General features: G+C 69.1%; 26 protein-coding genes and 1 pseudogene. 8 read left to right on the top strand and 19 right to left on the bottom strand.

The window, feature by feature from the left end; translation table 11 throughout:
- Positions 1-11 precede the first annotated feature (11 nt).
- The 3 genes from glpK to ACGTNF_RS02480 all read left to right on the top strand — a co-directional run bounded on the left by glpK (position 12) and on the right by ACGTNF_RS02480 (position 4432).
- Positions 12-1517: a glycerol kinase GlpK gene (gene glpK, locus ACGTNF_RS02490; protein WP_394600303.1), complete on the top strand. Its 1506-nt coding sequence runs from the start codon at positions 12-14 to the stop codon at positions 1515-1517.
- Positions 1518-1579: 62 nt separating this feature from the next.
- The gene (locus tag ACGTNF_RS02485; protein WP_394600302.1) at positions 1580-3250 is read left to right on the top strand and encodes a glycerol-3-phosphate dehydrogenase/oxidase; all 1671 of its coding nucleotides are present in this window, start codon (positions 1580-1582) and stop codon (positions 3248-3250) included.
- A 117-nt stretch (positions 3251-3367) separates the two neighbouring features.
- On the top strand, positions 3368-4432 hold the full coding sequence (locus tag ACGTNF_RS02480) for an endonuclease/exonuclease/phosphatase family protein (protein ID WP_394600537.1): 1065 nt from the start codon (positions 3368-3370) through the stop codon (positions 4430-4432).
- 24 nt (positions 4433-4456) lie between these two features.
- Here the strand turns inward: ACGTNF_RS02480 and ACGTNF_RS02475 are convergent, their stop codons facing one another.
- Entirely contained in the window at positions 4457-5836 is a 1380-nt protein-coding gene (locus ACGTNF_RS02475; RefSeq protein WP_394600301.1) for a class II fumarate hydratase, read from the bottom strand.
- Between the two features lie 199 nt (positions 5837-6035).
- On the opposite strand from ACGTNF_RS02475, the gene ACGTNF_RS02470 reads away from it, so the two are divergent.
- Together ACGTNF_RS02470 and ACGTNF_RS02465 are read left to right on the top strand one after the other, a co-directional pair.
- Entirely contained in the window at positions 6036-6404 is a 369-nt protein-coding gene (locus ACGTNF_RS02470) for a phasin family protein (RefSeq protein WP_016854675.1), read from the top strand.
- A 112-nt stretch (positions 6405-6516) separates the two neighbouring features.
- The gene (locus ACGTNF_RS02465) at positions 6517-7101 is read left to right on the top strand and encodes a hypothetical protein (RefSeq protein ID WP_394600300.1); all 585 of its coding nucleotides are present in this window, start codon (positions 6517-6519) and stop codon (positions 7099-7101) included.
- Between the two features lie 66 nt (positions 7102-7167).
- On the opposite strand, the gene hda is transcribed toward ACGTNF_RS02465, so the two are convergent.
- Positions 7168-7869, bottom strand: a complete 702-nt coding sequence (gene hda, locus ACGTNF_RS02460; protein ID WP_016854673.1) for a DnaA regulatory inactivator Hda — start codon at positions 7867-7869, stop codon at positions 7168-7170.
- On the bottom strand, positions 7866-8942 hold the full coding sequence (locus tag ACGTNF_RS02455) for an AI-2E family transporter (RefSeq protein ID WP_394600299.1): 1077 nt from the start codon (positions 8940-8942) through the stop codon (positions 7866-7868). The genes hda and ACGTNF_RS02455 overlap by 4 nt, the downstream gene beginning before the upstream one ends.
- 141 nt (positions 8943-9083) lie before the next feature.
- Here ACGTNF_RS02455 and purM point away from each other — a divergent pair, with 141 nt between their 5' ends.
- On the top strand, positions 9084-10157 hold the full coding sequence (gene purM / locus ACGTNF_RS02450; RefSeq protein ID WP_394600298.1) for a phosphoribosylformylglycinamidine cyclo-ligase: 1074 nt from the start codon (positions 9084-9086) through the stop codon (positions 10155-10157).
- Positions 10154-10894: a phosphoribosylglycinamide formyltransferase gene (gene purN / locus ACGTNF_RS02445; protein ID WP_016854670.1), complete on the top strand. Its 741-nt coding sequence runs from the start codon at positions 10154-10156 to the stop codon at positions 10892-10894. Before purM ends, purN begins: the two co-directional genes overlap by 4 nt.
- 257 nt (positions 10895-11151) lie before the next feature.
- Here purN and dcd read toward each other — a convergent pair whose 3' ends face one another.
- Positions 11152-11718 carry a dCTP deaminase gene (dcd, locus tag ACGTNF_RS02440; RefSeq protein WP_016854669.1) on the bottom strand — a complete coding sequence of 189 codons (567 nt, stop codon included), beginning with the start codon at positions 11716-11718 and terminating at the stop codon, positions 11152-11154.
- A gap of 91 nt (positions 11719-11809) precedes the next feature.
- Positions 11810-12613: an iron-sulfur cluster carrier protein ApbC gene (apbC, locus tag ACGTNF_RS02435; RefSeq protein WP_394600536.1), complete on the bottom strand. Its 804-nt coding sequence runs from the start codon at positions 12611-12613 to the stop codon at positions 11810-11812.
- Between the two features lie 200 nt (positions 12614-12813).
- On the opposite strand from apbC, the gene ACGTNF_RS02430 reads away from it, so the two are divergent.
- Positions 12814-13746, top strand: coding sequence for a YihY/virulence factor BrkB family protein (locus tag ACGTNF_RS02430; protein ID WP_394600297.1), 933 nt, complete (start codon positions 12814-12816; stop codon positions 13744-13746).
- 27 nt (positions 13747-13773) lie between these two features.
- On the opposite strand, the gene ACGTNF_RS02425 is transcribed toward ACGTNF_RS02430, so the two are convergent.
- The 14 genes and pseudogenes from ACGTNF_RS02425 to urtB all read right to left on the bottom strand — a co-directional run bounded on the left by ACGTNF_RS02425 (position 13774) and on the right by urtB (position 26774).
- Positions 13774-14001: a lipopolysaccharide assembly protein LapA domain-containing protein gene (locus tag ACGTNF_RS02425; protein WP_394600296.1), complete on the bottom strand. Its 228-nt coding sequence runs from the start codon at positions 13999-14001 to the stop codon at positions 13774-13776.
- Positions 14002-14089: 88 nt separating this feature from the next.
- Positions 14090-15514, bottom strand: a complete 1425-nt coding sequence (locus tag ACGTNF_RS02420; RefSeq protein WP_394600295.1) for a phospholipase D-like domain-containing protein — start codon at positions 15512-15514, stop codon at positions 14090-14092.
- Positions 15515-15888: 374 nt separating this feature from the next.
- On the bottom strand, positions 15889-16482 hold the full coding sequence (locus ACGTNF_RS02415; RefSeq protein WP_394600294.1) for a HupE/UreJ family protein: 594 nt from the start codon (positions 16480-16482) through the stop codon (positions 15889-15891).
- A gap of 32 nt (positions 16483-16514) precedes the next feature.
- Positions 16515-17150 (bottom strand): urease accessory protein UreG, encoded by a 636-nt coding sequence (ureG, locus tag ACGTNF_RS02410; protein WP_016854663.1) that lies wholly within the window; start codon positions 17148-17150, stop codon positions 16515-16517.
- Between the two features lie 250 nt (positions 17151-17400).
- Positions 17401-18084 carry an urease accessory protein UreF gene (locus ACGTNF_RS02405; RefSeq protein ID WP_394600293.1) on the bottom strand — a complete coding sequence of 228 codons (684 nt, stop codon included), beginning with the start codon at positions 18082-18084 and terminating at the stop codon, positions 17401-17403.
- On the bottom strand, positions 18074-18577 hold the full coding sequence (ureE, locus tag ACGTNF_RS02400; RefSeq protein ID WP_394600292.1) for an urease accessory protein UreE: 504 nt from the start codon (positions 18575-18577) through the stop codon (positions 18074-18076). The genes ACGTNF_RS02405 and ureE overlap by 11 nt, the downstream gene beginning before the upstream one ends.
- Positions 18578-18587: 10 nt before the next feature.
- Entirely contained in the window at positions 18588-20321 is a 1734-nt protein-coding gene (gene ureC / locus ACGTNF_RS02395) for an urease subunit alpha (protein ID WP_394600291.1), read from the bottom strand.
- A gap of 122 nt (positions 20322-20443) precedes the next feature.
- Positions 20444-20746, bottom strand: a pseudogene (locus ACGTNF_RS02390) (urease subunit beta); the annotation flags it as partial.
- A gap of 170 nt (positions 20747-20916) precedes the next feature.
- Complete coding sequence (gene ureA, locus ACGTNF_RS02385) at positions 20917-21219, bottom strand: urease subunit gamma (protein ID WP_016854658.1); 303 nt, start codon at positions 21217-21219, stop codon at positions 20917-20919.
- A 76-nt stretch (positions 21220-21295) separates the two neighbouring features.
- Positions 21296-22201, bottom strand: coding sequence for an urease accessory protein UreD (locus tag ACGTNF_RS02380; RefSeq protein ID WP_394600290.1), 906 nt, complete (start codon positions 22199-22201; stop codon positions 21296-21298).
- Between the two features lie 285 nt (positions 22202-22486).
- On the bottom strand, positions 22487-23185 hold the full coding sequence (urtE, locus tag ACGTNF_RS02375; RefSeq protein ID WP_394600289.1) for an urea ABC transporter ATP-binding subunit UrtE: 699 nt from the start codon (positions 23183-23185) through the stop codon (positions 22487-22489).
- The gene (urtD, locus tag ACGTNF_RS02370; protein WP_394600288.1) at positions 23179-24027 is read right to left on the bottom strand and encodes an urea ABC transporter ATP-binding protein UrtD; all 849 of its coding nucleotides are present in this window, start codon (positions 24025-24027) and stop codon (positions 23179-23181) included. Before urtD ends, urtE begins: the two co-directional genes overlap by 7 nt.
- A complete protein-coding gene (gene urtC / locus ACGTNF_RS02365) occupies positions 24024-25166 on the bottom strand; it encodes an urea ABC transporter permease subunit UrtC (RefSeq protein WP_394600287.1) in 1143 nt (380 codons plus the stop codon). The genes urtD and urtC overlap by 4 nt, the downstream gene beginning before the upstream one ends.
- A 3-nt stretch (positions 25167-25169) precedes the next feature.
- Positions 25170-26774, bottom strand: a complete 1605-nt coding sequence (gene urtB / locus ACGTNF_RS02360; RefSeq protein WP_394600286.1) for an urea ABC transporter permease subunit UrtB — start codon at positions 26772-26774, stop codon at positions 25170-25172.
- Between the last annotated feature and the right edge of the window lie 15 nt (positions 26775-26789).

The raw sequence follows: 26789 nt of genomic DNA, 5'->3' as shown, positions 1-26789 counted from the left end.
GAACCCAGCTCATGACCGCTCGCTACATCATGTCCTTCGATCAGGGCACCACCAGCTGCCGCGCCATCCTCTTCGATGAACAGGCCCGCATCGTCGGCAGCGCCCAGAAGGAATTCACCCAGTCCTACCCGCAGCCCGGCCAGGTCGAGCACGACGCCATGGAGATCTGGGGCAGCCAGATGGGCGTCGCCCGTGAGGCCCTCGAGACCTACGGCATCAAGCCCGCCGAGGTGGCGGCGATCGGCATCACCAACCAGCGCGAGACCACCGTGATCTGGGACCGCGAGACCGGCAGGCCCATCCATCCCGCCATCGTCTGGCAGGACCGCCGCACCGCGCCGCTGTGCGACGACCTCAAGGAGCGCGGGCTGGAACGTCATATCCGCGAGGCCACCGGCCTGGTGGTCGACGCCTACTTCTCCGGCACCAAGATCCGCTGGATCCTCGACCAGGTCGAGGGCGCTCAGGAACGGGCCGAACGCGGCGAGCTGCTGTTCGGCACCATGGACAGCTGGCTGGTCTGGAACCTGACCCGCGGCGAGCGGCACATCACCGACGTCACCAACGCCTCGCGCACCATGCTGTTCGACATCCACGCCCTCGACTGGGACGACCGGCTGCTGGACGCGCTGAACATTCCCCGCGCCATGCTGCCCGAGGTCTGCTCCTCCAGCGAGGTCTACGGCACCACCGGCGGCGAGATGTTCGGCGGCGCCCGGATTCCCATCGCCGGCATCGCCGGCGACCAGCAGGCGGCACTGTTCGGCCAGGCCTGCTTCGAGACCGGCATGGTCAAGAACACCTACGGCACCGGCTGCTTCCTGCTGATGAACACCGGCGAAACCCCGGTGCCCTCGCGTTCAGGCCTGCTCACCACCATCGCCTGGGGCCTCGACGGCAAGGTCACCTACGCCCTGGAGGGCTCGATCTTCATCGCCGGCGCCGCGGTGCAGTGGCTGCGCGACGAGCTCAGGATGATCGACTCCGCCGAGGACTCCGAGTACTACGCCGGCAAGGTGCAGGATTCGGGCGGCGTCTACGTGGTCCCGGCCTTCGCCGGTCTCGGCGCGCCCTACTGGGACATGTACGCCCGCGGCGCGATCTTCGGGCTGACCCGGGGCTCCAGCAAGGAGCACGTCATCCGCGCCACCCTGGACGCCCTGGCCTACCAGAGCCGCGACATCATCGACGCCATGCAGAACGATTCCGGCATCACGCTGAAATCACTGCGGGTCGACGGCGGCGCCGTGGCCAACAACGTGATGATGCAGTTCCAGTCGGACATGCTCGGCGTCGACGTCGCCCGCCCCCGAGTCACCGAGACCACCGCGCTGGGCGCCGCCTACCTGGCCGGCATCGCCGTCGGCCTGTGGACCCAGCCCGAAGTGGCCGACAAGGGCGAGCTCGACCGCACCTTCACGCCCGAGATGACGACCGAGGAGCGCGAGCGACGCTACAAGGGCTGGAAGAAGGCCGTGCGCCGCACCATGGACTGGGAGCGCGAAGACGACGAATGATCCGATCCGGGCGCTCGCCGCGGGCGCCTGGCAGCCCCCCCCCCCCCGACGGAGCCTTTCTCATGCAACTGCGAGACAGCAACATCCAGCGCCTGGCCGACGAGACCTTCGATGTCCTGATCGTCGGCGGCGGCATCAACGGCGCCTCGGCGGCGGCAGCGCTCGCCGGCAAGGGCGTCCGGGTGGCGCTGATCGACCGCGGCGACTTCGCCGGCGCCACCAGCCAGCAATCCTCCAACCTGGCCTGGGGCGGCATCAAGTACCTGGAAAGCCATGACTTCGGTCTGGTGCGCAAGCTGTGCAAGAGCCGCAACCACCTGATCGAGAGCTTCCCCTCCACGGTGCAGGAGATCCGCTTCCTGACCACCGTGGGCCGCGGCTTCCGCCACCGCCCCCACACCCTGTGGGCGGGCGCCTGGCTTTACTGGCTGATGGGCCACGGCGCCACGCGAATCCCCCACTATCTGCGCCCCGCCGGCATTCGCCGCCGCGAGCCCATCGTCGACGTCGGGGAGGCGGCGGGTGGACTCGAGTACTCCGATGCCTACCTGCACGACAACGACGCCCGCTTCGTCTTCAACTTCGTACGCAGCGCCCTCGACCACGGCGGCTGCGCGGCCAACTACGTGGCCTCGGAAGGCGCCCGGCGCAGCGGCGACGGCTGGCTGACCCGGGTGCGCGACGGGATCAGCGGCAGGACCTTCGAGGTCCGCTCCCGGGTGCTGATCAACGCCGCCGGCCCCTGGGTCGACGCCCATAACGCCCTCACCGGCCAGGCCACCGAGCATCGCCACGCCTACTCCAAGGGCATCCACCTGATCGTGCCGCGGCTCACCGATCACCACCGCGTGCTGGCCTTCTTCGCCGACGATGGCCGGCTGTTCTTCGCCATTCCCATGGGGCCGCGCACCTGCATCGGCACCACCGACACGCCGGTCGACGCGCCCGAGGTCTCGGTCACCGACGACGACGTGGCCTTCGTGCTCGACAACATCAACAAGCGTCTGACCCTGCCGACGCCGCTGACACGCGACGACGTCATCTCGACGCGCTGCGGCGTGCGCCCGCTGGCGGTCAAGGCCAGCGGCGGCGAGGGGCGCGATTTCCTGCAGCTGTCGCGCAAGCACGCCATCGACACCGACGAGAAGCGTCGCCACATCAGCATCTTCGGCGGCAAGCTGACCGACTGTCTCAACGTCGGCGAGGAGATCGTCGCCGAGGTCGAGCGACTCGGCATCGCGCCGCCCGATCCCGACGCCCGCTGGTACGGCGAGCCGGGCGACGACGTCAGGCGCGACTTCCTCGCCCGCGCCGAGCGCATGGGGCTCGACGCCCTGACGCCGGCCGGTTCCAGCGAACCGCTCACGGTTCGCCTGTGGCGCCGCTACGGCCGGCACGCCTTCGCGCTGCTGGAGCGCATCGAGCAGGACCCGCGCCAGGGCGAGCTGTTGATCGAAGGCACCGAGTATCTGCGCGGCGAGCTGGAGCAGGCCCGCGAGCGCGAGATGATCACTCGCCTGGAGGACTTCCTGCGTCGGCGCTCCAAGATCTCGCTGGTGGTGGGCAAGGAAGCGCTGCGCGCCTCGCCGGGTCTGCGCGAGGCCTGCGAGATCCTCTTCGACGAGCTGGCCGAGCAGCGGCTGGCGGAGTACTTCGCCGAGACGACAGACGGCGAGAGCCCGACCGTCCCCGATGAGGCGGCGACCGACGCGCCATCTCGCGCCAGCGCCTGAGCCGATATCGCTCACCGCCCTCGCGATCGATCGCCTTAGCCCTTACCCTCGAACGACGGGCGTGACGGACGGCGCCTATCATGGACCGACGCGAGGTAGAGTGAGATGCTCGATGGGATACTCGGATGGGTGCTCGGCGGGATCGCCGCTCTTGTGCTGCTGGCCAGCCTGATCGCCCGGGTGCCCGGGCACTGGTGGTGGCTGAGGGCCTGCGAGTTCCCGCGCCTGCAGATCGGCCTCGCCGGCGCCGCCTGCGCGCTGGCCTCGCCGCTGGCCGATGCGGCCATGACGCCCTGGATCGCCGCCACGGGTGTCACCGTGCTCGCCATCCAGCTGCGCTACATCCTGCCCTGGACACCGCTGTGGCCGGTGCAGGTGAAGCGCGCCCGGAACGACCGCCCGGATCGCTGCCTGACGCTGCTGGTCGCCAACGTGCTGACCCCCAACCGCGACAGCGATGCCCTGCTCGCGATCATCCGCGAGCAGGACCCCGACCTGATCCTGACCCTCGAATCCGACGCCTGGTGGGGCGAGCGCCTCGACGAGGGGCTGGGCGACGACTGGCCACATGCGGTACGCGTGCCGCTGGACAACCTCTACGGCATGCACCTCTATTCCCGCCGGCCGCTGGTGGACCCCAGGGTCAAGTGGCTGATCCAGGACGACATCCCCTCGATCCACTGCGGCATCGAGCTCGAGAGCGGCGATCATATCCGCTTCCACGCCCTGCACCCGCGCCCGCCGGCGCCCAGCGAGAGCGAGGAGTCGCTGTGGCGGGACGGCGAGCTGATGCTGGTGGCCAAGCACATCCATCAGGACCCGGTGCCCACCGTGGTGGCGGGCGATCTCAACGACGTGGCCTGGTCGCGCAGCACCCGGCTGTTCTGCCGGGTCAGCGGCATGCTCGACCCGCGCCGCGGCCGCGGCATGTTCAGCACCTTCCATGCCCAGCACGCGCTGCTGCGCTGGCCGCTGGATCACGTCTTCGCCAGCGAGCATTTCACCCTCGGGCGCATGCGCCGCCTGCCGTCCTTCGGCTCGGACCACTTCCCGATCCTGACCACGCTGTGCTATCGCCCCTCCCGCGCCGACGAGCACGAGAACCCGACGGCGACCAGAGACGAGCATCGCGACGCGGTGGAGACCGTCGAGGAGGCTCGGGAGCGCGAGCAGGACGACTGACGCTCCCGGCCATCTCGCCGAGGCCTAGCCCGGGATGCCGCCCCGGGTCAGCCCGGCCGGATCCAGCAGCCGCTCGAGCTCCTCGCGGCCGAGGCCGGTCTCCTCGTCCGCCACATCGATGATCGGCCGCCCCGCCTGGTAGGCCTTCTTGGCGATGGCCGCCGCGGCGTCATAGCCGATCACCGAGTTCAGCGCGGTCACCAGGATCGGATTGCGCGACAGCGGCTCGCTCAGGTGATCCTCGCGCACCTTGAAGGTGGCGATGGCGCGGTCGGCCAGCAGCCAGGCGGCGTTGCGCATCAGGGTGATCGAATCCAGCAGGTTGTACGCCACCAGCGGCAGCATGACGTTGAGCTGGAAGTTGCCGCTCTGCCCCGCCACCGTCACCGCCGCGTCGTGGCCGATCACCTGGGCGGCGGCCTGGGCGGCCGACTCGGGAATCACCGGATTGACCTTGCCCGGCATGATCGAGCTGCCCGGCTGCAGCGCCTCGAGTTCGATCTCCCCGAGCCCCGCCAGCGGCCCGGAGTTCATCCAGCGCAGGTCGTTGGCGATCTTCATGATCGTGCAGGCCAGCGCCTTGAGCTGGCCGGACAGCTCCACCGCGGCATCCTGACTGCCGAGGCTGGCGAAGAAGCTGTCATTGGGCGCAAGCGCAAGCCCGGTCTGCCGGCCGAGCTCCTGGGCCATCCGGCTGGCGAACTCGGGATGAGCGTTGATGCCGGTGCCCACCGCGGTGCCACCCTGGGCCAGCCGGCACAGCCGCCCCATGGCATCGTCGAAGCGCTCGATGGCCTGGCCGACCTGGCTCGACCAGCCGCCGAGCTCCTGGCTCAAGCGCAGCGGCATGGCATCCATCAGGTGGGTGCGGCCGGTCTTGACCACATCGTCCAGCGCCTCGGCGCGCACGTCGATGGTGCCGCGCAGGTGCACCAGCGCCGGACGCAGCTCGCAGGTCACGCCCAGCGCCGCCGAGAGATGCAGCGCGGTGGGAACGACGTCGTTGCTCGACTGCCCCATGTTGACGTGGTCGTTGGGCCCCACGTCCAGGCCGTCGCGGCTGGCCAGATGGGCGATCACCTCGTTGACGTTCATGTTGCTGGAGGTGCCGGAGCCGGTCTGGAAGACATCCACCGGGAACTGACCGTCGTGGTCCCCGGCGATCACCGCCTCGGCGGCCGCCTCGATGGCCTCGGCCCGGGCCGCGTCCAGCAGCCCCAGGTCGCGATTGACCCGGGCCGCCGCCAGCTTGATGCGGGCGACGGCATGAATGAAGCCCGTGGGCATCGCCTGGCCGGATACGGGGAAGTTGTTCACCGCCCGCTGGGTCTGGGCGCCGTAGAGGGCATCGGCCGGGACCTCCAGTTCGCCCATGCTGTCGCGCTCGATGCGGTGCTCGCTCATGTTCGCCTCCTGGCTGATGGTCTCCTGTCACCATGGTGGCGCACCCGCCGGCTTGCAAGACGCCGACAGGACGAAAAGCCGAATCGAGGATGTTGCACTGCACAAAAAGCGCTGCTATTGTGCATTGCAACAGAGGAGAGAAGGCGGCGGCATCCAGCCCAGGCCTTCGCAACGTGCGCCATCACAGGAGGCGAAGACGATGCAAAACTTCGATACCAAGCAGTTCACCGAACAGTTCGAATCCATGTTCTTCGGCCCGGCCCGCGCCTATGCCAGCCTGTCCGTGGACTACGCCGAGAAGCTGACCAACGCCCAGCTCGAGGCCGGCCGCGCCTACACCGAAACCGGCATGGCCCAGCTTCGCGCCCTGCTCGACGTCAAGGATGCCGAAGGCCTGCGCAGCTACATGGAAGGCCAGCAGAAGGTCGCCAAGGACCTGACCGAGCGCATGAAGGGCGACGCCGAGAAGGTCGTCTCCCTGCAGCAGGACTTCGTCCAGCAGAGCCAGAAGCTGACCGAAGAAAACGTCAAGCAGGCCACCGAGACCGCGACCAAGGCCGCCAAGTAAGTCCAGCGGTCCAGGCAGTCTCTCGGGGCCACCGCCATCGGCGGTGGCCCTTTCGTTGTGCATATGCGTTAAGCTCTTCCCCGCACAGGGCCAACCCTCACGGGAGAGTGCGATGACCAGTACGATGAACCGCGTGGCGACGCGCGCCATGCGATCCGCCTGTCTGCCCATCCTGACGGGCCTGATCCTCACCGGCTGCCAGCTGCTGCCGCCCGACGGCGCCACGCGACGCGGCCCCGCCGAGGTGATCGACATCGGCGGCGAGGCCCCCGGCACGGCAACGTCGTCCCAAGGCCGCGTGCCGCGTCAGGTGTCCTTCCCCGCCGACGAATACGCCGCCCTGGAGAAGACCGGCAGCGCCGCGCTCAGCGGCCGGCTGACCCTGAACACCGCCTCGGGTACCGTGGTCGGCCGCGGCGAGACCGTCTCGGTGGCGCCGATCACCACCTACTCCGCCGAGGCCGCCGAACAGGCGCTGGCCGGACGCGCGGTGGAGCCCGCCGATCCGCGGGCCCGGGCCTACACCCACACCACCCGCACCGACGGCGACGGCTACTTCGTGCTGCGCGGCCTGCCGTCCGGCAGCTTCTATGTCTCGAGCAGCGTGGTCGATCCCGCGAGCGGCCAACGCCGGGTGATCATCCACCAGGTGTCACTCTCCGACGGCCGGCGTCACGAGGTGCAGCTGAGCCGCTGAGAGGGACGCCAGGCGAGGCGCCGAGAAAACAAGGCAGGAACGCCGGCCCGGGCGAGCCGGCGCGGACTACCAGCCCAGCGCCTGCTTGACGAACGGTATGGTCAGTTTGCGCTGGGCCGAGAGCGAGGCCTGGTCGAGGGTTTCCAGGGCGTCGAAAAGCGCATCGAGCTTGCGCGGGCCGCGGTGCAGGATATAGCGCGCCACCTCGTCCGGCAGCTGCATGCCGCGCACCCGCGCCCGCAGCTGCAGGGCGGCCAGTCGATCATCGTCGCCCAGTCCCTGCACGTGGAAGGTCATGCCCCAGGTCAGCCGCGAGGCCAGATCGGGCAGCTTCACCGCCAGCTGACGCGGCGGCGCCTCGGCGGCGATCACCAGCCGCTTGCCCTCGTCGCGCAGGCGATTGAAGGCGTGGAACAGCGCCTCTTCCCAGCGCTTTCGCCCTACCACGCGGTCGATGTCATCGATGGCGACCAGGTCGAGCCGCTCCACTTCCTCCAGCATCAGCGGCGGAAAGTGGCCGAGCTCCTCCAGCGGCAGGTAGAGCGCACGACGGTCGCGATCCGAGGCGGCGTGACAGGCGGCCTGCAGCAGGTGGCTGCGGCCCACACCCTCGCCGCCCCACAGATACAAGAAGGGCTCACCGTCGTCATCCAGCTGCCGCTTCAGTCGATCGACCAGGGTGGCGCTGGGGCCGGGATGGAAGTTGGCGAAGGTAGCGTCGTCACGCAGCCCCACGCCCAGCGGGAGCTGCGCGGGTGCTCGGCTCATGGTGACTCCTCGTCCTGGGCGCTGCGTCCCGCGTCATAAAGTGTGCTGTTTTTATAATGCTCGTGAAGATAACGCAACACCACCATCACCACGGCGGCCACCGGCAGCGCCAGCAGGATGCCGGTGAAGCCGAACAGCTGGCCGCCGGCCAGCACGGCGAAGATCACCGCCACCGGATGCAGGCCGATCTTGTCGCCGAGGAGCTTGGGCTGCAGCACGGTGCTCTCGACCAGCTGGCCGAAGCCGAAGACCCCGGCCACGGCGAGCAGCATCAGCCAGTCGCCGAACTGGAAGAAAGCCACCAGGCCGGCGACGCTGATGCCGACGATCACGCCCAGATAGGGCACGATGCTGGCCAGCCCCGACAGCAGGCCGATCAGCAGCCCGAACTTGAGCCCCAGCAGGGTCAGGCCGACGGCATAGATGACGCCCAGACACAGCATCACGATCAGCTGGCCGCGCAGGAAGGCCGACAGTACCTCGTCGCACTCGCCGCCCAGGCGCGCCGCCGCCGGCTCCCACTGACGCGGCAGCGACCCACGCAGCTTGGCCACCAGCACGTCCCAGTCGAGCAGAAGATAGAAGGTCACCACCGGAATCAGCGCCAGATTGCCGATCCAGGCCGCCAGCACCAGCCCCGACTGGGACACCTTGGCCAGCAGGGTCGCGGCCACGGTGCCCGTCTCGCGCCAATTGTCGAGCAGCGCCCGGCGCAGCTGGTCGAAGTCGGTGCCCAGATCGATGCCGGTCAGGCGGCGGATCTCGGGCAGCACCGTGGCCTGCACCCAGTCCAGGGCCGCCGGCAGCAGCTGGGCCAACTGGCCGATCTGGCGGCCCAGCAGCGGAATCACCAGCAACAGCGTCAGCACGATGACCAGCGTCAACAGCAGGAACACCAGCGACACCGACAACCGCCGCGACAACCCCTTGTCTTCCAGCCGGTCGGCCAGCGGATCGCCGAGATAGGCCAGCACCGCGCTGATGAAAAACGGCATCAACACCGGCTCGATGCTGATGAAGAACCACAGCCCCAGCGCCGCCGTGACGGCCAGGACCCACCCCTGTCTGCGCATCTCGCTCTCCCTGTGTGATGCCCGGCACGGCGGTGCGAGCCGTGCGCCGTGATGCTACAATTCACGCCCCATCTTGCCCAGCCCGGCGGCGCCGACAGCGCCAAGGGCATTATTGACCGCAATGTTCATACAGGACAGGCCATGACCGATTCCACCAACCGCCCGAGCGGCGCCTCCCTCAGCTACAAGGACGCCGGCGTCGACATCGATGCCGGCAACGCGCTGGTCGACCGCATCAAGGGCGTCGCCAAGCGCACCAGCCGCCCCGAGGTGATGGGCGGCCTGGGCGGCTTCGGCGCCCTGTGCCAGCTGCCCAGCGGCTACCGCGAGCCGGTGCTGGTCACCGGCACCGACGGTGTCGGCACCAAGCTGCGCCTGGCCATGGACCTGGGCCGCCACGACACCATCGGTATCGACCTGGTGGCGATGTGCGTCAACGATCTGGTGGTGGCCGGCGCCGAGCCGCTGATGTTTCTCGACTACTATGCCACGGGCAAGCTCGACGTGGACATCGCCGCCGACGTGGTGAGCGGCATCGGCACCGGCTGCGAGCAGGCCGGCTGCGCCCTGGTCGGCGGCGAGACCGCCGAGATGCCCGGCATGTACGAGGGCAACGACTACGACCTGGCCGGTTTCTGCGTCGGCGTGGTCGAGAAGGACGAGATCCTCGACGGCAGCCAGGTCGCCGAGGGCGACGTGCTGCTGGGCATGGCCTCCTCCGGCCCCCACTCCAACGGCTACTCGCTGATCCGCAAGATCCTCGAGGTCTCCGACGCCTCCCTGGACACCGCCATCGACGGCAAGCCGCTGGGCGAGGCGCTGCTCGCGCCGACGCGCATCTATGTCAAGCCGCTGCTGTCGCTGATCAAGGAAACCGACGTGCCGGTGCACGCCCTGTCGCACATCACCGGCGGCGGCCTGACCGAGAACCTGCCGCGCGTGCTGCCCGAGGGCGCCGCCGCCCGCGTCGACGTGGCCAGCTGGGAACACCCGGCGGTCTTCGACTGGCTGCAGCAGCAGGGCAACGTCGAGGAAAACGAGATGTACCGCGTGCTCAACTGCGGTATCGGCATGGTCATCGCGGTGCCGGCCGACAAGGCCGACCAGGCCCGCGCCCACCTGCAGGGCCTCGGTGAGACGGTCTACCGCATCGGCGAGATCGTCGCCCGCGGAGACGACGAGGAGGTCGTCCAGCTGGAGAACCTGAAGGGATGAGCGAGAACGACTACAGCAGCGATACCCTGCAGGACTTCACCCCCGAGCCCGCCGAGGCTCGGCGGGTGGTGGTGCTGATCTCCGGCAACGGCAGCAACCTCCAGGCGCTGATCGACGAGCAGGTCCACGACCGCCTGGGCGGCGAGATCGTCGCGGTGATCTCCAACCAGGCCGACGCCTACGGCCTGCAGCGCGCCCGCGAGGCCGGCATCGACGCCGTCGCCCTGCCCCATCGCGAATACGACAGCCGCGAGGCCTACGACGGCGCCCTGATCAAGGTCATCGAGCGTCACGAGCCCGACCTGGTGGTACTGGCCGGTTTCATGCGCATCCTGACGCCGCGCTTCGTGCAGCGTTTCCTGGGCCGGCTGATCAACATCCATCCGTCCCTGCTGCCGGCCTACCAGGGCCTGCACACCCACGCCCGGGCGCTGGCCGACGGCGTCGCCGAGCACGGCTGCAGCGTGCACTACGTCACCGAGGAGCTCGACGGCGGCCCGGTGCTGCTCCAGGCGGCGGTCGAGGTGGCCGACGGCGAGACCGAGGAAAGCCTCAAGGACAAGGTCCACGCCCGCGAGCACCTGATCTACCCGATCGCCGTGAAGTGGTGCCTGGAGGGTCGCCTGCAGTTCGGCGAAGGCGGCGCCCGCTTCGACGGCATGCCGCTGCCGGAACAGGGCCTGCGCATGTCCCACGCCGACGCGGCCGAGGAGCTGGACGAGGATATCGAGGAGTAAGCTGCAAGCTGCAAGCTGCAAGCTGCAAGCTGCAAGCTGCAAGCTGCAAGTCGATAGCCTGAAATCGCCGAGAGCAAAAGAAAACCCCGAAGGTGGAAGCCTTCGGGGTTTTCTTGTAGCTCGGCGCTTGTAGCTCGGCGCTTGTAGCTCGGCGCTTGTAGCTCGGCGCTTGTAGCTCGGCGCTTGTAGCTCGGCGCTTGTAGCTCGGCGCTTGTAGCTCGGCGCTTGTAGCTCGGCGCTTTCCGTCTAACCGGTGCTCAGGTGCGCGGCAGGGTCACGCCTCTCTGCCCCATATACTTGCCGCCGCGATCCTTGTAGGAGGTCGCGCAGACCTCGTCGGACTCCAGGAACAGCATCTGGGCCACGCCCTCGTTGGCGTAGATCTTGGCCGGCAGGTTGGTGGTGTTGGAGAACTCCAGGGTCACGTGCCCTTCCCACTCCGGCTCCAGCGGCGTGACGTTGACGATGATGCCGCAGCGGGCATAGGTCGACTTGCCTAGGCAGATGGTCAGCACGCTGCGCGGAATGCGGAAGTACTCCACGGTGCGCGCCAGGGCGAAGGAATTGGGCGGGATCACGCAGACGTCGCCCTTGACGTCGACGAAGCTGTTGTCGTCGAAGCCCTTGGGGTCCACCACCGCCGAGTGGATGTTGGTGAACACCTTGAATTCATCGGCGCAGCGCACGTCGTAGCCGTAGCTGGACGTCCCGTAGGAGATCACCCGCCGGTCGTTCACATAGCGCACCTGGTCGGCCTCGAAAGGCTCGATCATGCCTTCCCGCTCGGCCATGCGGCGGATCCAGTGGTCGGATTTGATGCTCATGGGTCGTCCTGCTGGGTGGAATCGAAACGAATAGGGGCCGCCATGATAGCGGCCCCGGGAGCGGGCGTCACGGTTCTCGCCGCCGGCGGGCTCAGTCGCTGAACGAGATCGCCGGGCCCGTGTCGGACGAGGCGCCCTCGAGCTGCTCGGCCACCTGACGGGCCATGGCGCGGAAGCTGGCGGTGACCTTGCCGTCCGGCTCGGCGACCACGGTGGGCGCGCCGCCGTCGGCCTGCTCGCGGATCGACAGCGTCAGCGGCAGCTGGCCCAGCACGCGGGTGTCGTATTCTTCGGCGATGCGCTCGCCGCCGCCCTCGCCGAAGATCGGCTCGCTGTGACCGCAGCTCGAGCAGACGTGCAGGCTCATGTTCTCCACCACGCCGAACACCGGTACGTTGACCTTGCGGAACATCTCGATGCCCTTGCGCGCATCCAGCAGGGCGATGTCCTGGGGCGTGGTGACGATCACCGCGCCGTCCACCGGCACCTTCTGGGCCAGTGTCAGCTGGATGTCGCCGGTGCCGGGGGGCATGTCGACGAACAGCACGTCCAGCTCGTCCCACACGGTCTGGGTCAGCAGCTGCTGGAAGGCGCCGGCGACCATCGGGCCGCGCCAGACGGTGGGCTCGCGGGTATCGATCAAAAACGCCATGGACATCACCTGCAGGCCGTGGGCCCGCATCGGCTTCATGGTCTTCTCGCCCGCCGCCTCGGGGCGTGCGCCCTCGGCGACGCCGAGCATCTTGGCCTGGCTGGGGCCGTGGATATCGGCGTCCAGAACGCCCACACGGTAGCCCTCGGCGGCCATGGCCAGCGCCAGGTTGGCGGTGACGGTGGACTTGCCCACTCCGCCCTTGCCGGACGCCACGGCGACGATGTGCTTGACCCCTTCGATCACGACTTGCTCCTTACCTCGGTTGGGATGGCCGCCCGGGCGGCACAGGCCATCAGTATACCCGCCGTCCCGGCGGCCGGTGAATGCCATCTCGGTGCCCGAGAACGACAGCCAGGATCACCCGCCGGCCGCGGCGGGATTGACGCCAATGCCGTCGAGCGGCCTATCATGCCGTCAGACTTCCTCGACCCGGCCCCGCCATGACACCGCCTCCCGCCAGCGCCACCTCGTCATCTCGCCGCTTCCGCCACACCCGGCGAGTACTGAGCTTCGTCTGGCGCGTGCTCGGCGCCTTCCTGCGCAATCGCGGCATCCTGCTGGCCGGCGGCGTGGGCTACAACATCCTGCTCTCGGTGGTGCCGCTGTTCGCGGTGATGGTGGTCCTGCTCGCGCGGGTGGTCGACGAGCAGCAGCTGCTCACCCTGCTGTCGATCCAGGCGCGCCATCTGGCCCCCGCCCACGCCGAGGTGCTGCTCGACGCCGTGCGCTCGCTGCTCGACTCGCGCGAGGCGATCGGCATTCTGGGCCTGCCGGTGCTGCTGGTGTTCAGCTCCTTCGCCTTTCGCATGCTGGAGGACGCCCTGGCGATCATCTTCCACGCGCCCGATACCCACGTCGGGCGCTCGGCCTGGGTCTCGGTGCTGATGCCGTACGCCTTCATGGTGGTGCTGGGCGCGGGGCTGATGGGCCTGACGCTGCTGGTCAGCCTGGCGGATGCGGTCAATACGCTGTGGATGGCGCTGCTGGGCAGGGAGCTGCCCCTGGCGGGGCTCTCGAGCACGGCGCTGAACCTGACCAGCTTCGCCGGCGTGTTCCTGCTGTTCAGCGCCATCTACAAGGTGATGCCGGTGGTCAAGGTGGCGCTCAGGCGCGCCCTGGTGGGCGGCTTCGTCGCCGCCCTGCTGTGGGAGGGCGCCCGGCTGCTGCTGGTCTATTACTTCGCCCATCTGTCGTTCGTCAACGCCGTCTACGGCTCGCTGGCGACGCTGATCGTGGTGCTGCTGACCCTGGAAGTCGGCGCCATCATCCTGTTGCTCGGCGCCCAGGTAATCGCCGAGCTGGAGCGCAACGCCCGCCTGGGCCTGCCGTGGCATCTGGACTCACGGCATCAGGCGGTGACCCACGTCGAGTAGCGGATGACCGCGCGAACCTCCGGCGACTCAGCGGTGCTTGGCGTGCTCCTGCTGGCCACGCAGGCGCCGCACCAGCCCCATCAGGCTGCGTCCGCTGATCATCCCCAGCAGGTAGAGAGCCGCGATCAACAGCGCCAGCGGTACCGAGAAGCTCCAGGTCAGCAGGCGCACCTGGACAAGATTCAGATTCTGCACGACCAGTACGAACACCAGCGCCAGCAGCACCAGCTTCACCCCCAGCCAGAACCGTTCCATGTCGTGTCTCCCTCGTGATCGCGGATCGCCGCCGGCTGCTTCAAGGTGGGTCGGCCTCGACAAGGCTGTCAAGGCGAACCACCGCCCATCAGAAGGTCGAGAGCCCCGTGGCCTCCATCACCCGGTAGCGCCAATGATCCACCGCCCCGGCGGCATCGGACGCGGCATAGGCTCGGCTGGTGGTGCGTTCCGGCGTGGAGTGCCAGCGACGGGCGAAGAACGCCTCGGCGTCGGCCAGCGCCGGCAGGCTCGGCGGGCCCAGCAGCCGCACGCTGGTTTCCAGGTTCAGATCATCGAGGTTGCGGCGGGTGAAGTTGGCCGAACCCAGGATCAGTTCGCTCTCGCCGCCATCGGCGGGCTGGCGCATCAGCAGCTTGGTATGGCACTGCTCGCCGCGGGTGGCGCACCAGCGCACCGCAATGCCGGCCGCCACCAGCTCGTCGGCCACCGGCCGGTTGGGAATGCCGCCCTTGTCGATGCCGAAGGCCTCGCGGTTGGGATCGAGCAGCACCCGCACCTCGGCGCCTCGCCGACGCGCCACGATCAGCGCCTCGATCAGCTCGCGATGGGCCAGATAGAACACCGCCACGTCGAGGCGATCGCCCTCCCCGACCCGCTCCACGGCGGTGACCAGTGCATCGCGGATCGCGCCCTCGGTCAGCAGCTGCAGGCGGGTGCCGGGCGGGTCGTCCTCGGCGGGCGGCGGCGCGGGTCCGGGCACGGTGACGCCGGACCAGCCCGCCACCGCGCGCTCCGAGGCCAGCAGATCCAGGGCCGCCGCGCCCTCGACGCGCAGCGCCACGTTGCCGTGCAGGCTGCTGGCATCGTGGGGATTGGCCGAGGTCACCAGCCCCGCCCAGCCGTCGCCCTGGTCCACCACCAGCGTCTTGCGATGATTGGCCTTGACGTTGGCCAGCGCCAGATAGCTGCGCAGGGTGACCTCCCCCGGCCCCAGGGCATTGGGCAGCCAGCCGGCGGACGCCTGATTGCCGAGCCAGCGTGGCCCCAGATGCCACAGCCCCGACCACAGCGGGTTGGAGGCCCGCAGCCGATTCAGATCGGTGATCGCCACCTCCACGCCGGCCTGGCGCAGCCGCTCGAGGTGGTCGAGCTCGAGCCCGCCGTAGAGCGTATTCAGCGGATCGGTGATCAGGATGGCGCGCAGCTCGGGATGACGGCGCCGCTGACGGACCAGCGCCTCGGTGAGCTCCTCGGACAGCGGGCGGAAGTCGACCCCGTCGGCCGCCCCGGCGAAGTCGTTGAACAGGAACATGTCGACCACCACCAGGCGCCGCGCCTGGCCGATTAGCGCCAGCGCCTCGTCGAAGATCGACTGGCGACGATGGCGCTCCCCCGCGGCGTCGTACCAGGTCTCGTCGGTCAGCAGCCGCGGCGATTCGGCCACTCGCAACGGATGGGCCTGGCCGACGCCCTCCGGCAGCGGCTTGTAGCGCTGCCAGGCGCCCATGGCCAGCCACGCCAGCAGCAGCCCCCCGAACCACCATGACCACATCCGTCGACTCCTCGTCCCGCTTCTCATGTCGCGCCTCCCTGGCAGCCACCGAGGGCACCATCGGCCCCGCTCATCGACGCCAGCATAGCGTGGGACCGGCCTCGACGCAGCGCGCCGCTCACTACAGTGCACCAAACACCGCGCCCCTCACTAGAGCGCGCCAAACACCGCGCCCCTCACTAGAGCGCGCCGAACACCGCGCCCCTCACTTCAGCGCGCCGGACACCGCGCCACTAACTACAGCGCGCCGGACACCGCGCCACTAACTACAGCGCGCAGAGCACCGCGCCCCTGGCACAGCGCCCCTGACACAAGAGCCAGAACGCAGCGCGCCCGGCACGAGGCCGGGCGCGAGGACATCCTGCGGCGAGCGATCAGCCGATGGCGAACAGCGCGCCCATGGCGGCGATGGCCGCGCCCAGGCTGCGCAGCACCCGCTGCTCGCGAGTCATCAGCCAGCCGGCGACGCGGCGGCCGGCAACGGTCAGGCCCAGGGTCGCCAGGCTGAAGCCGGCCAGGTACAGCAGGGTGCTGGCACCGTGCGGCATCTCGGCGGCGTGGGCATGGCCGTGGAAGACCATGAAGGCGATCACGGCCACGCCGCCCAGCCCCGCGGGCACGCGGGCCAAGGCCGCGACCAGCACGCCGGCCAGCAGCACGCTCATGGCGATGCCGAACTCTACGCCGGGCAGCGCCACGCCGGCCCAGGCCAGGCCGGCGCCGAGCAGCATGCCGCCCACCGCCAGCAGCGGCACGAAGCGACCCATCGCGGCCGACTGACGCACGCTGAACAGGCCGACGGCCAGCATCGCCAGCAGGTGATCGAGGCCGAACAGCGGGTGGCCGAGGCCCGCCGCGAAGCCGCCGCCGGCGACCTCGTGACCGGGATGGGCCCAGGCGCTGCCGGCCACCAGCATCAGGGAGGCGGCGCCCAGGGCGCGCGAGCGGACGAGGGACGAGAGGTTCATGGCGTTCTCCTTGCCGTGATGAGTAGAGGGATTCAGTCGGCGTCGGCGTGCTGAGCCCGGCGCTCCGGCAGCATGCCGCGGTCGAGGATGAAGGCGATGATCTCCTCGAGCCCCACCCCGTCGTGCAGGTTGGTGAACACGAAGGGCCGCTCGCCGCGCATCATCTTCGAATCGCGTTCCATCACCGCGAGCGAGGCATGGACCTGCTCGGCGATGTCGATCTTGTTGATGATCAACAGATCCGACTTGGTGATGCCAGGCCCGCCCTTGCGCGGGATCTTGTCGCCGGCGGAGACGTCGATCACGTACAGCGTCAGATCCGAGAGCTCGGGGCTGAAGGTCGCCGACAGGTTGTCGCCGCCGGACTCGACCAGCACCAGCTCGAGCCTGGGGTGGCGCGCCTGGAGGTCGTCGATGGCCGCGAGGTTCATCGAGGCGTCCTCGCGGATGGCGGTGTGCGGGCAGCCGCCGGTCTCGACGCCGAGGATGCGATCCGCCGGCAGCGCCTCGTGACGGGTCAGGAAGTCGGCGTCCTCGCGGGTGTAGATATCGTTGGTGACCACGGCGATGTCGTAGTGATCACGCAGGGCCCGGCACAGCTGCTTGAGCAGCGCCGTCTTGCCGGAGCCCACCGGGCCGCCGACGCCAATACGCAGGCAATGGGTCATTTTCCTCTCCTTGTCCGCCATGGCGGCTCTATCAAGTTTGCAATGCCGAAGGCCAGTCGCTGCCGAATCCACCTTGCGCGGCCGCTGTCGCTTCGGCCGAGGCGACGCGGTCGATCTTCATGGATAGAAGATCGAGGTGAGCAGGCACAGGGATGTGCCGTCTCACCGACCGCGGGAGACCGGCCGAAGCGTCAGGGTTTCGGACGCGTGGAGTGGTGAGTGCAGCGTGCTGGCCCGGCAGCCTCATCCTTCAACTTCTGAACAGTCGCGAGTACTGGGTCTCGTGCTGGGCGCTGGCCAGCGCCAGGCCGGGCAGCATCGGCCCGAGTTGGTCGTCGTCGTACTCGAGGGCCGCGTCCGTCGCCGCCACCAGCGCCGGGCGCAGGCGCTCGATCAGGCGCTGGGCGGCGGTGTGGCCGAGCGGCAGCGCCTTGCAGGCCACGGCGAGCTGGTTCTCGAGCCAGGCCCAGGCGAAGCCGAGCAGCGCCTGGCGCGGCGTCACGCCCCGGGCCAGCGCCAGCCAGGCGAAGACGCCGACATAGCCCATGCCGGTGAGGCGCGACGGCTCGGGCGGCGTCAGCCCGAGGCTAGTGACCAGCCGCGTCAGGGCGCTGCCGAGGCGCGCCTCCTCGGCGGCGAGCTCGGCGGTCTCGCGGGTGGCGGCGAGCCAGCCGTTCCAGTGCTCGAGCGCCTCGACGTCGCCCTCGGCCCAGGCCGCCATGAAGCGCGCCAGGGCCGGCAATTCGCAGCGCGCGAGGCCGTCGTCGAGCACGCCCTCCAGCCACTCGCCGAGATCGTCCTCGCCGCTCACCCAGTCGAGCTCGAAGGCGCTTTCCAGGCCCTGGGACCAGGCGAAGGCGCCGATCGGCAGCGCCGGGCTGACCAGCTGCAGCAGCCCGAGCAGCGCCAGATCGTCGCTCGACTCAGTGGGCATGGTCATGACCGTGATGGTGGCCGTGATGATGGTGATGGCCGCCTTCCCCGGCGCGGGCATAGGCGCCGGGCTCGGGATCGAAGGGCGCGTCGTGGTGCTCGAGCCGCGCGCCCAGGCGCTCGGCCAGCGCCTCCAGCACGTGATCCGGCGGGAAGCGGACCCAGCCGAGGCCATCGCCATCGACCCCGATGGCGAGCTGCACGTGGCGGTTGCCCAGGTGATAGCTCAGCCGCGCCAGCGGCAGGCCGGCCTCGAGGCGCGCGGTGACCACCGGCTCCACCGCGGCCTGGACGCGGATGGCCTGGCCGTCCTCGCCGGTCAGCCCGTCGCCATGGCGCAGCACCGGCCCGCGGTCGAGGAAGACCCCGACCTCTCGGCCGCCATCGGAGCTGGCCTTGAAGCGCCCGCGGGTGCGGGTCGTGTAGTCCAGGGTCAGGGTGTCGACGGCGGCGCTCGCCTCGATCGGCCCCAGGCGTTCGGTCAATGTCAGCATCGTCACTTCCTTAGAACAGGTGATAGCGCTGGGCCAGCGGCAGCTCGGCCAGCGGCTCGCAGGTCAGGAGCTCGCCTTCGCAGCGCACCTCGTAGGTCTGCGGGTCGACGCTGAGCTCGGGGCAGGCGTCGTTGAGCTTCATGTCGCCCTTGCGCACCTCGCGCACGTTCCTGCAGGCCACCAGCTCGCTGTCGAGCCCCAGCCGCTCCTTGATGCCCGCCTCCAGAGCCGCCTGGCTGACGAAGGTCACCCGAGTGGCGCTCGCGGCGCGGCCGAAGGCGCCGAACATCGGCCGGTAGTGCACCGGCTGCGGGGTCGGAATCGAGGCGTTGGGATCGCCCATCGGCGCGGCGGCGATCATGCCGCCCTTGAGGATCAGCGCCGGCTTGACGCCGAAGAAGGCCGGGTCCCACAGCACCAGGTCGGCCAGCTTGCCGACCTCCACCGAGCCCACCTCGTGACCGATGCCGTGGGTGATGGCCGGGTTGATGGTGGTCTTGGCGATATAGCGCTTGGCGCGGAAGTTGTCGGCGCCCAGCGCCTCGTCCTCGGGCAGCAGGCCGCGCTGCAGCTTCATCTTGTGGGCGGTCTGCCAGGTGCGGCAGATCACCTCGCCGACCCGCCCCATGGCCTGGGAGTCCGAGGCGATCATCGAGATCACGCCCAGGTCGTGGAGAATGTCCTCGGCGGCGATGGTCTCGCGGCGAATGCGCGAGTCGGCGAAGGCCACGTCCTCGGGGATGTTCGGGTCGAGGTGGTGACACACCATCAGCATGTCGAGATGCTCGTCGATGGTGTTAACGGTATAAGGCCGGGTCGGGTTGGTCGACGACGGCAGCACGTAGGGCTTGGCGCAGGCGGTCAGGATGTCCGGCGCGTGGCCGCCCCCGGCGCCCTCGGTGTGATAGGTGTGGATGGCGCGTTCCTTGAACGCCCCCAGGGTGTCCTCGACGAAGCCCGACTCGTTGAGGGTGTCGGTGTGGATGGCGATCTGCACGTCATAGCGCTCGGCCACCGACAGGCAGGTATCGATGGAGGCCGGCGTGGTGCCCCAGTCCTCGTGCAGCTTGAGGCCCATGGCGCCGGCCTCGAGCTGGGCCTCCAGCGCCTCGGGCAGGCTGGCGTTGCCCTTGCCGAGCAGGCCGATGTTCATCGGCAGGGTGTCGATCGCCTGCAGCATCTTGCCCAGGTGCCAGGCGCCCGGGGTGCAGGTGGTGGCGTTCGAGCCGGTGGCGGGGCCGGTGCCGCCGCCGAGCATGGTGGTCACGCCGCTGGCCAGCGCCTCCTCCACCTGCTGCGGGCAGATGAAGTGGATGTGGGCGTCGATGTGGCCGGCGGTGAGGATCTTGCCCTCGCCCGCGATCACCTCGGTGCCGGGGCCGACGACGATCTCCACGTCGGGCTGGGTGTCCGGGTTGCCGGCCTTGCCGATGGCCGCGATGCGCCCGCCCTGGAGGCCCACGTCGGCCTTGACGATGCCCCACCAGTCGAGGATCAGGGCATTGGTGATGACGGTGTCCATGACCGCGTCATCGACGCGCTGGCTCTGGCCCATGCCGTCGCGGATCACCTTGCCGCCGCCGAACTTCACCTCGTCGCCGTAATGGGTCGCGTCGCGCTCGATCTCGATCCACAGCTCGGTGTCGCCCAGGCGCACGCGGTCACCCACCGTGGGGCCGTACATGTCGGCATAGGCCCGGCGACTGATCCTGCTGGGGGTGGCGTTGGGCGTGTTATCCGTCATGACGACTCTCCTTGATCGGCATCGCGGGATGACGAAGGACGCTCAGCCTCGGGCGCGGCAGAGGCATGACGCTCGGCTTCGGGAGCGGTAGAAGCATGACGCTCGGCTTCGGGAGCGATAGAAAGCGCCCCCATGACGTCGCCACGGAAGCCGTAGATGCGCCGATGGCCGACGAACGGGATCAGCGTCACCTCCCGCGACTGGCCAGGCTCGAAGCGGATCGCCGTGCCCGCGGCCACGTCGAGGCGCCGGCCGCGTGCCAGGTCCCGATCGAAGACCAGTGCCGGGTTGGCCTCGGCGAAGTGATAGTGGGAACCGATCTGCACCGGGCGGTCGCCGGTGTTGGCCACCTCGAGGGTGATGCGTTCACGTCCCTCGCAGAGCGCGATCTCGCCGTCCTGAAGCCGATATTCACCGGGAATCATCGATGCTCCCTCTTCGTTATTGGCGGTTATCCCATTGACGAAAGACTGCGCGGACGACGATCAGGCAAGGCGGCGGCGAAAAAACGGACCGGGCTCGTGCCCGAGTGCACTCGAGTAAATGAGCATTTTTCGTCGCGAAGCCAACACGGCCTGATCGAGTGCCGCCAGTTTTAGACGATGGGGTGATGGATGGTGACCAGCTTGGTCCCGTCGGGGAACGTCGCCTCCACCTGCACTTCGTCGACCATCTCGGCCACGCCCTCCATGACGTCGTCGCGTCCGAGGATCTCGCGGCCCGCGCCCATCAGCTCGGCGACGCTCCTGCCATCGCGGGCGCCTTCCATGATCTCGCAGCTGATCAGCGCCACGGCCTCCGGATAGTTCAGCTTCAGGCCGCGGTCGCGGCGCCGCTCGGCCAGCAGGCCGGCGGTGAACAGCAGCAGCTTGTCCTTGTCTCTCGGGGTCAGTTCCATCGCGGTCACTCCCTCGCCATATCGTGATCGTTCGATGCCGGCGCATGGCGGGCACGCCCCGGCTGGTGTCAGTCCGTCAGGTCAGCCAGATGCGCGGCACGCAGGCCGGCCGCCCCGCCAGCCGCGGGCGCAGCACTTCCCAGGCCCGCTGGCACAGCGACCAGGCGACGTTGCGTTCATCGCCCAGGTAGCGCAGCAGCAGCACGCCCTGGCGCACCGTCACCGCCCATTCCCGGCTCGCCGGCAGCGCCTCGCGCAGCGCGGCGATCGCACCGGCCTCGTCGTCGAGCCCCACCGCCCACAGCGTCGCCTGAACGCCGGCGCCACCCTGTCCCCAGGCGCCGCGGAAGCGACGATGGACCGGGTCCAGCAGCTGGCGTTCGCACCACAGCGGGCGCCCTTCGCGGGTCAGACGAAAGCGCTGCTCGATGGCGCCGGAGACATAGGGCAGCTCGCTTGCCGGCCGCCCCAGCGCCAGCACCTCCCAGCCCAGGCAGCGCGCCCCGGCGGCCAGCTCGATGTCGGTCATCTGGCTGCCCTTCGAGCCGTCGAAGGCGATGGTCTCCTGGGGCAGCCACTCCAGCAGCGCGTGCTCGGCCACGTCGAGCCGGGTGTGCTGATGCCAGCGCACGCCCTGGCTGTCGGCACGATAGAGCTTGTTGGCCGCCGGCGTGGTGAGCAGCGCCCGGGCCCCGGGCGCGAGCCGCGCCTCGATGGCGAGCTCGTCGCCGCTGACCAGGCCGCCGGGCGGATGCAGCAGATAGACGTGGCAGGCGCCGGGGCGGCCCGCCTCGTCGGGGGCCTCCGGATAGAAGGGACGCTGCACGCGCAGCGGGCCCTGGTGGCGAGCCTTGAGCAAGCGGGTATGGCCATCGTCGCGGGCATCGAAGGCCAGCGACAGCGACGCCGCCCAGCGACGCTCGCCGTCGAAGCGGTGGCCCGACTCGGCGGGCGGCGGGAGGGCACGCGGAATGGCGGTCATCGACGGGTCCTGTCGGTCGGGTGGCTGTTGTCCATTGCCCTGACTTGAGCAAGTCACGTACCAAGTTGGTGAAATCAAAAAATAACCATTAATAAACAACATTTTATGTTGTACACAATGGCGTATCCCAAGGCCGCACTGCACCAGGAAGGTACACCCAGGTCCTCGTGGCGCACTGATATCGATCGCATTTTTTCTCTTTCGCACCAGCATGATGCACCACGCCCGTCGGGAGGGGACCTCGCGACGGGCGTGGTGCGGGTGCGCCGAGTCCGACGCTCGGCGTCAGACGGTCAGGTGGGTCTTGATCAGCTCGTCGTCGAGCTCGTCGATTCCCCCTTCGGCCACGGGCCGGCCGCGATCCATGATCGCGAAGCGGTCGGCGTACTTGCGGGCGAAGGGCAGCTTCTGCTCCACCAGCAACACGGTCAGGCCGTCCTCTTTGATCAGCCGGCGGATCACCTCGCCGATCTGGGCGACGATATTGGGCTGGATGCCCTCCCCCGGCTCGTCGAGGATCAAGAGCTTCGGCTCCAGCACCAGGGCCCGGCCGATGGCCAGCTGCTGCTGCTGGCCGCCGGAGAGGTCGCCGCCGCGCCGGTGGCGCATCTCGGCCAGCACCGGGAACAGCTCGTAGATGCGCTCGGGAATGCGCCTGGCGCGGTCGCCGCGGGCCGCCAGGCCAGTGCGCAGGTTCTCCTCCACGGTCAGCAGCGGGAAGATATGGCGGCCCTGGGGCACGTAGCCGATGCCGAGCCGCGAGCGATCCTCGACGCGTTTCTTCGTCAGCTCCACGTCATCGGCGTAGCGCAGGCTGCCCGAGGCCACCGCGACCTCGCCCATCACCGCCTTCATCAGGGTGGTCTTCCCCACCCCGTTGCGGCCCATCACGCAGGTGCACTGCCCGGCCGGGATCTCGAGGTCGACGCCCCACAGGGTGTGGCTCTCGCCGTAGTACTGATCGAGTGCGCGAATGCTCAGCATCGGGCGTCCTCCGTGTTGTCCGACTCGGTGCCGAGATAGACCTCGACCACCCTCGGGTCGCTCGACACCTGATCCATGCTGCCCTCGGCCAGCACGCTGCCCTGGTGCAGCACCGTCACGGTGCGCGCGATCGAGCGCACGAAGCCCATGTCGTGCTCGACCACCACCACCGACTGCTTGCCGGCCAGGCCGGTGAGCAGCTCGGCGGTGCGCTCCATTTCCTGTTCGGTCATCCCCGCCACCGGCTCGTCGACCAGCAGCAGCCGCGGCCGCTGCATCAGCAGCATGCCGATCTCCAGCCACTGCTTCTGGCCGTGGGAGAGGATCCCGGCCGGCCGATCGCGGTGCGCGGTCAGGCCGATGGTGACCAGCACCTCGTCGATGCGGTCCTGCGCCTCGCCGGAGAGTCGGGCGGTCAATGTCGGCCAGATGCGCTTGTCGGCGGCCATGGCGAGCTCGAGGTTCTCGAACACCGTCAGCGCCTCGAAGACGGTCGGCTTCTGGAACTTGCGGCCGATGCCGAGGCTCGCGATCTGCGGCTCTTTCATGGTCAGCAGGTCGTGGCGGCTGCCGAACCACACCGAGCCGTGATCGGGCCGGGTCTTGCCGGTGATGATGTCCATCATGGTGGTCTTGCCGGCGCCGTTGGGGCCGATGATGCAGCGCAGCTCGCCGTCGTCGATGGTCAGGTTCAGGTCATTGATGGCGCGGAAGCCGTCGAAGCTGACGCTGACGTCCTCCAGATACAGGATGGGACCGTGGCGCACGTCCACCGGCGAGCGCGCCGGCGCCATGAAGTCGAAGACGCGATCGCGGCTGGCCATCTCCTTGAGCAGGTTCATGAGCTCGCTCCTTGCGCGGGTGTCTCGGAGGCGTCGTCATCGCGACGGCGACGCAGCGACGCCAGCAGGCCGGCCACGCCCTTCGGCAGCAGCACCGTGACCACCACGAACAGCCCGCCGAGGGCGAACAGCCAGGCCTCCGGCATCACCCCGGTGAACACCGTCTTGGCATAGTTGACCACCAGCGCCCCGATCACCGCGCCGTAGAGGGTGCCACGGCCGCCCAGGGCGACCCACAGCACTACCTCGATGGAGAAGATGGGCGAGAACTCGCCGGGGTTGATGATGCCGACCTGGGGCACGTAGAGCGCGCCGGCCACGCCGGCGAGCATCGCCGAGACCACGAACACGAACAGCTGCACGCGCTCGACGCGATAGCCGAGGAAGCGCGTGCGCGCCTCGGCGTCGCGGCAGGCCATGCTGACCCGCCCCAGCTTGCTGGCGACGATGGCCCGGCACAGCACGTAGCCCAGTGCCAGCGCCAGCCCCGAGGCCAGGAACAGCCCCAGCCGCGTGGCGTCGCTGCGCAGGTCGAAGCCCAGCAGCTCCTTGAAGTCGGTCAGGCCGTTGTTGCCGCCGAAGCCCATCTCGTTGCGGAAGAAGGCCAGCATCAGGGCGAAGGTCAGCGCCTGGGTGATGATCGACAGATAGACCCCGGTGACCCGCGAGCGAAACGCCAGGAAGCCGAACACCAGCGCCAGCAGCCCCGGCGCCAGCAGCACCATCAGCAAGGCGAACCACGCCATGTCGAAGCCCTGCCAGTACCAGGGCAGGCTGTCCCAGTCGAGGAACACCATGAAGTCCGGCAGTACCGGATCGCCATAGACGCCCCGGTCGCCGATCTGGCGCATCAGGTACATGCCCATGGCGTAGCCGCCCAGGGCGAAGAAGGCGCCGTGGCCGAGGCTCAGGATGCCGAGATAGCCCCACACCAGGTCCAGCGCCACCGCCAGCAGCGCGAAGCTCAGGTACTTGCCGAGCAGGGTCACGGTATAGGTCGAGACGTGCAGCGGATGTCCCGCCGGCACGATCAAGTTGAGCAGCGTGACGACCGCCAGGGCGGCCAGCAGCACGCCGAGGAATATCTGCGTCGAGCGCTCGCGCAGCGGCCGCGACAGCCAGGATCTCGAAGCCAGCATGGATCAGCCCTCCGCCGCACGGCCCTTCTGCGGAAAGAGTCCGCGGGGGCGTTTCTGAATGAACAGGATGATGAACACGAGCACCAGGATCTTGGCCAGCACCGCGCCGGCCCAGGGCTCGAGCACCTGGTTGATGACGCCCAGCGACAGCCCGGCCACCAGGGTGCCCCACAGGTTCCCCACGCCGCCGAACACCACCACCATGAACGAATCGATGATGTAGTTCTGGCCGAGGTTGGGGCCCACGTTGGTCAGCTGCGACAGCGCCACGCCGGCGAGGCCGGCCACGCCGGAGCCCAGCGCGAAGGTCAGGATGTCGACCCGGGTCGCGCGGATGCCCATCGAGCGTGCCATGGCACGGCTCTGGGTCACGGCACGCACCTCCAGGCCCAGCCGGGTGCGGCGCATCACCAGCATCAGGCCGGCGAACACCAGCAGCGCGAAGCCCAGCACGAACAGGCGGTTGAGGGTCAGCGACAGGCCCTCGTTGATCATCAGCGAGCCGCTCATCCACTCCGGCGAGACCACCGTGCGGTTGAGCGGCGAGATCAGGGTGCGCACCAGCTGCTGGAGGATCAGGCTGACGCCGAAGGTGGCCAGCAGGGTCTCCAGCGGGCGGCCCTTGAGGAACTGGATGACGCTGCGCTCGATGACGATCCCGGCCAGCGCCGCGACCAGGAAGCCCGCGGGAATCGACAGCACCAGCGCCAGTCCCGGCTGGCCCGGCAGCAGCTGCTGCATGCCCCAGGTGGTGTAGGCGCCGAGCATGATCAGCTCGCCGTGGGCCATGTTGATCACGCCCATCACGCCGAAGGTGATGGCCAGGCCGATCGCCGCCAGCACCAGCACCGAGCCGAGCGACAGGCCGAAATACAGCGTCTGGATGCCGTCGTTCAGCTTCTGCTTCTGTTCGATGCCGGCCAGGGCCTCGGTGGCGGCCTCGGCCAGTGCCGCGTCGTCGCTGCGGGCGGCGGCGCTGAGCGCCGAGCGCACGGACGCATTCAGGCTGCCGGACAGCGCCTCCACCGCCTCGAGGTCGCCCCGCTCCAGGCGCTGGATGGCGATGGCCTGGGTCAAGAGCCGCCGCACCTCGTCGTCGGCCTCGTTGTCCACCAGGCCATTCAGCGGCTCGACCATCGCCGGGCTCACCTCGCCGAGCAGGTCACGGGCCGCCTCGCGGCGCGCCGAGACCGACGGGGCACGCAGGTCGAGCAGCGCCAGGGTGTTCTGCAGCTGGCCGCGCAGCGCATTGTTGATGCCGATGCGATCGAGATCGCGGCGCGACACTTCGCCGAGGTCCTCGTCGGAGAGCGCATCACGCACCGGCCAGTGGCGGCCGCGATTGGCAAGCACCACCACGAAGCGACCGCCGTCTTCCTGACGCTGCAGCTTGCCGTCGAGCAGCGCCTCGAGCCAGACGCGGCTCTGCGGATGGCCGCTGTCGGCGATGGCCGTCACGGCCTCGCCCTTGGCGGCGTAGGAATCGGTGTCCAGGGCCTCGAGCAGAGCCCGGCCGTCGTCATCGGGCGCGGCCAGGGCGGCCGGCGCGGCGAACGAGACGACGATCAGGCACAGCAGCCCCTGCACGAGGGAGCGAATCGTCCTCATGACCATGTCCTGTCA

The organism is Halomonas sp. B23F22_10 (assembly GCF_043496975.1).
GTDB classification, from domain to species: domain Bacteria; phylum Pseudomonadota; class Gammaproteobacteria; order Pseudomonadales; family Halomonadaceae; genus Halomonas; species Halomonas smyrnensis.
This window is presented reverse-complemented; position numbering and strand designations above follow the sequence as displayed.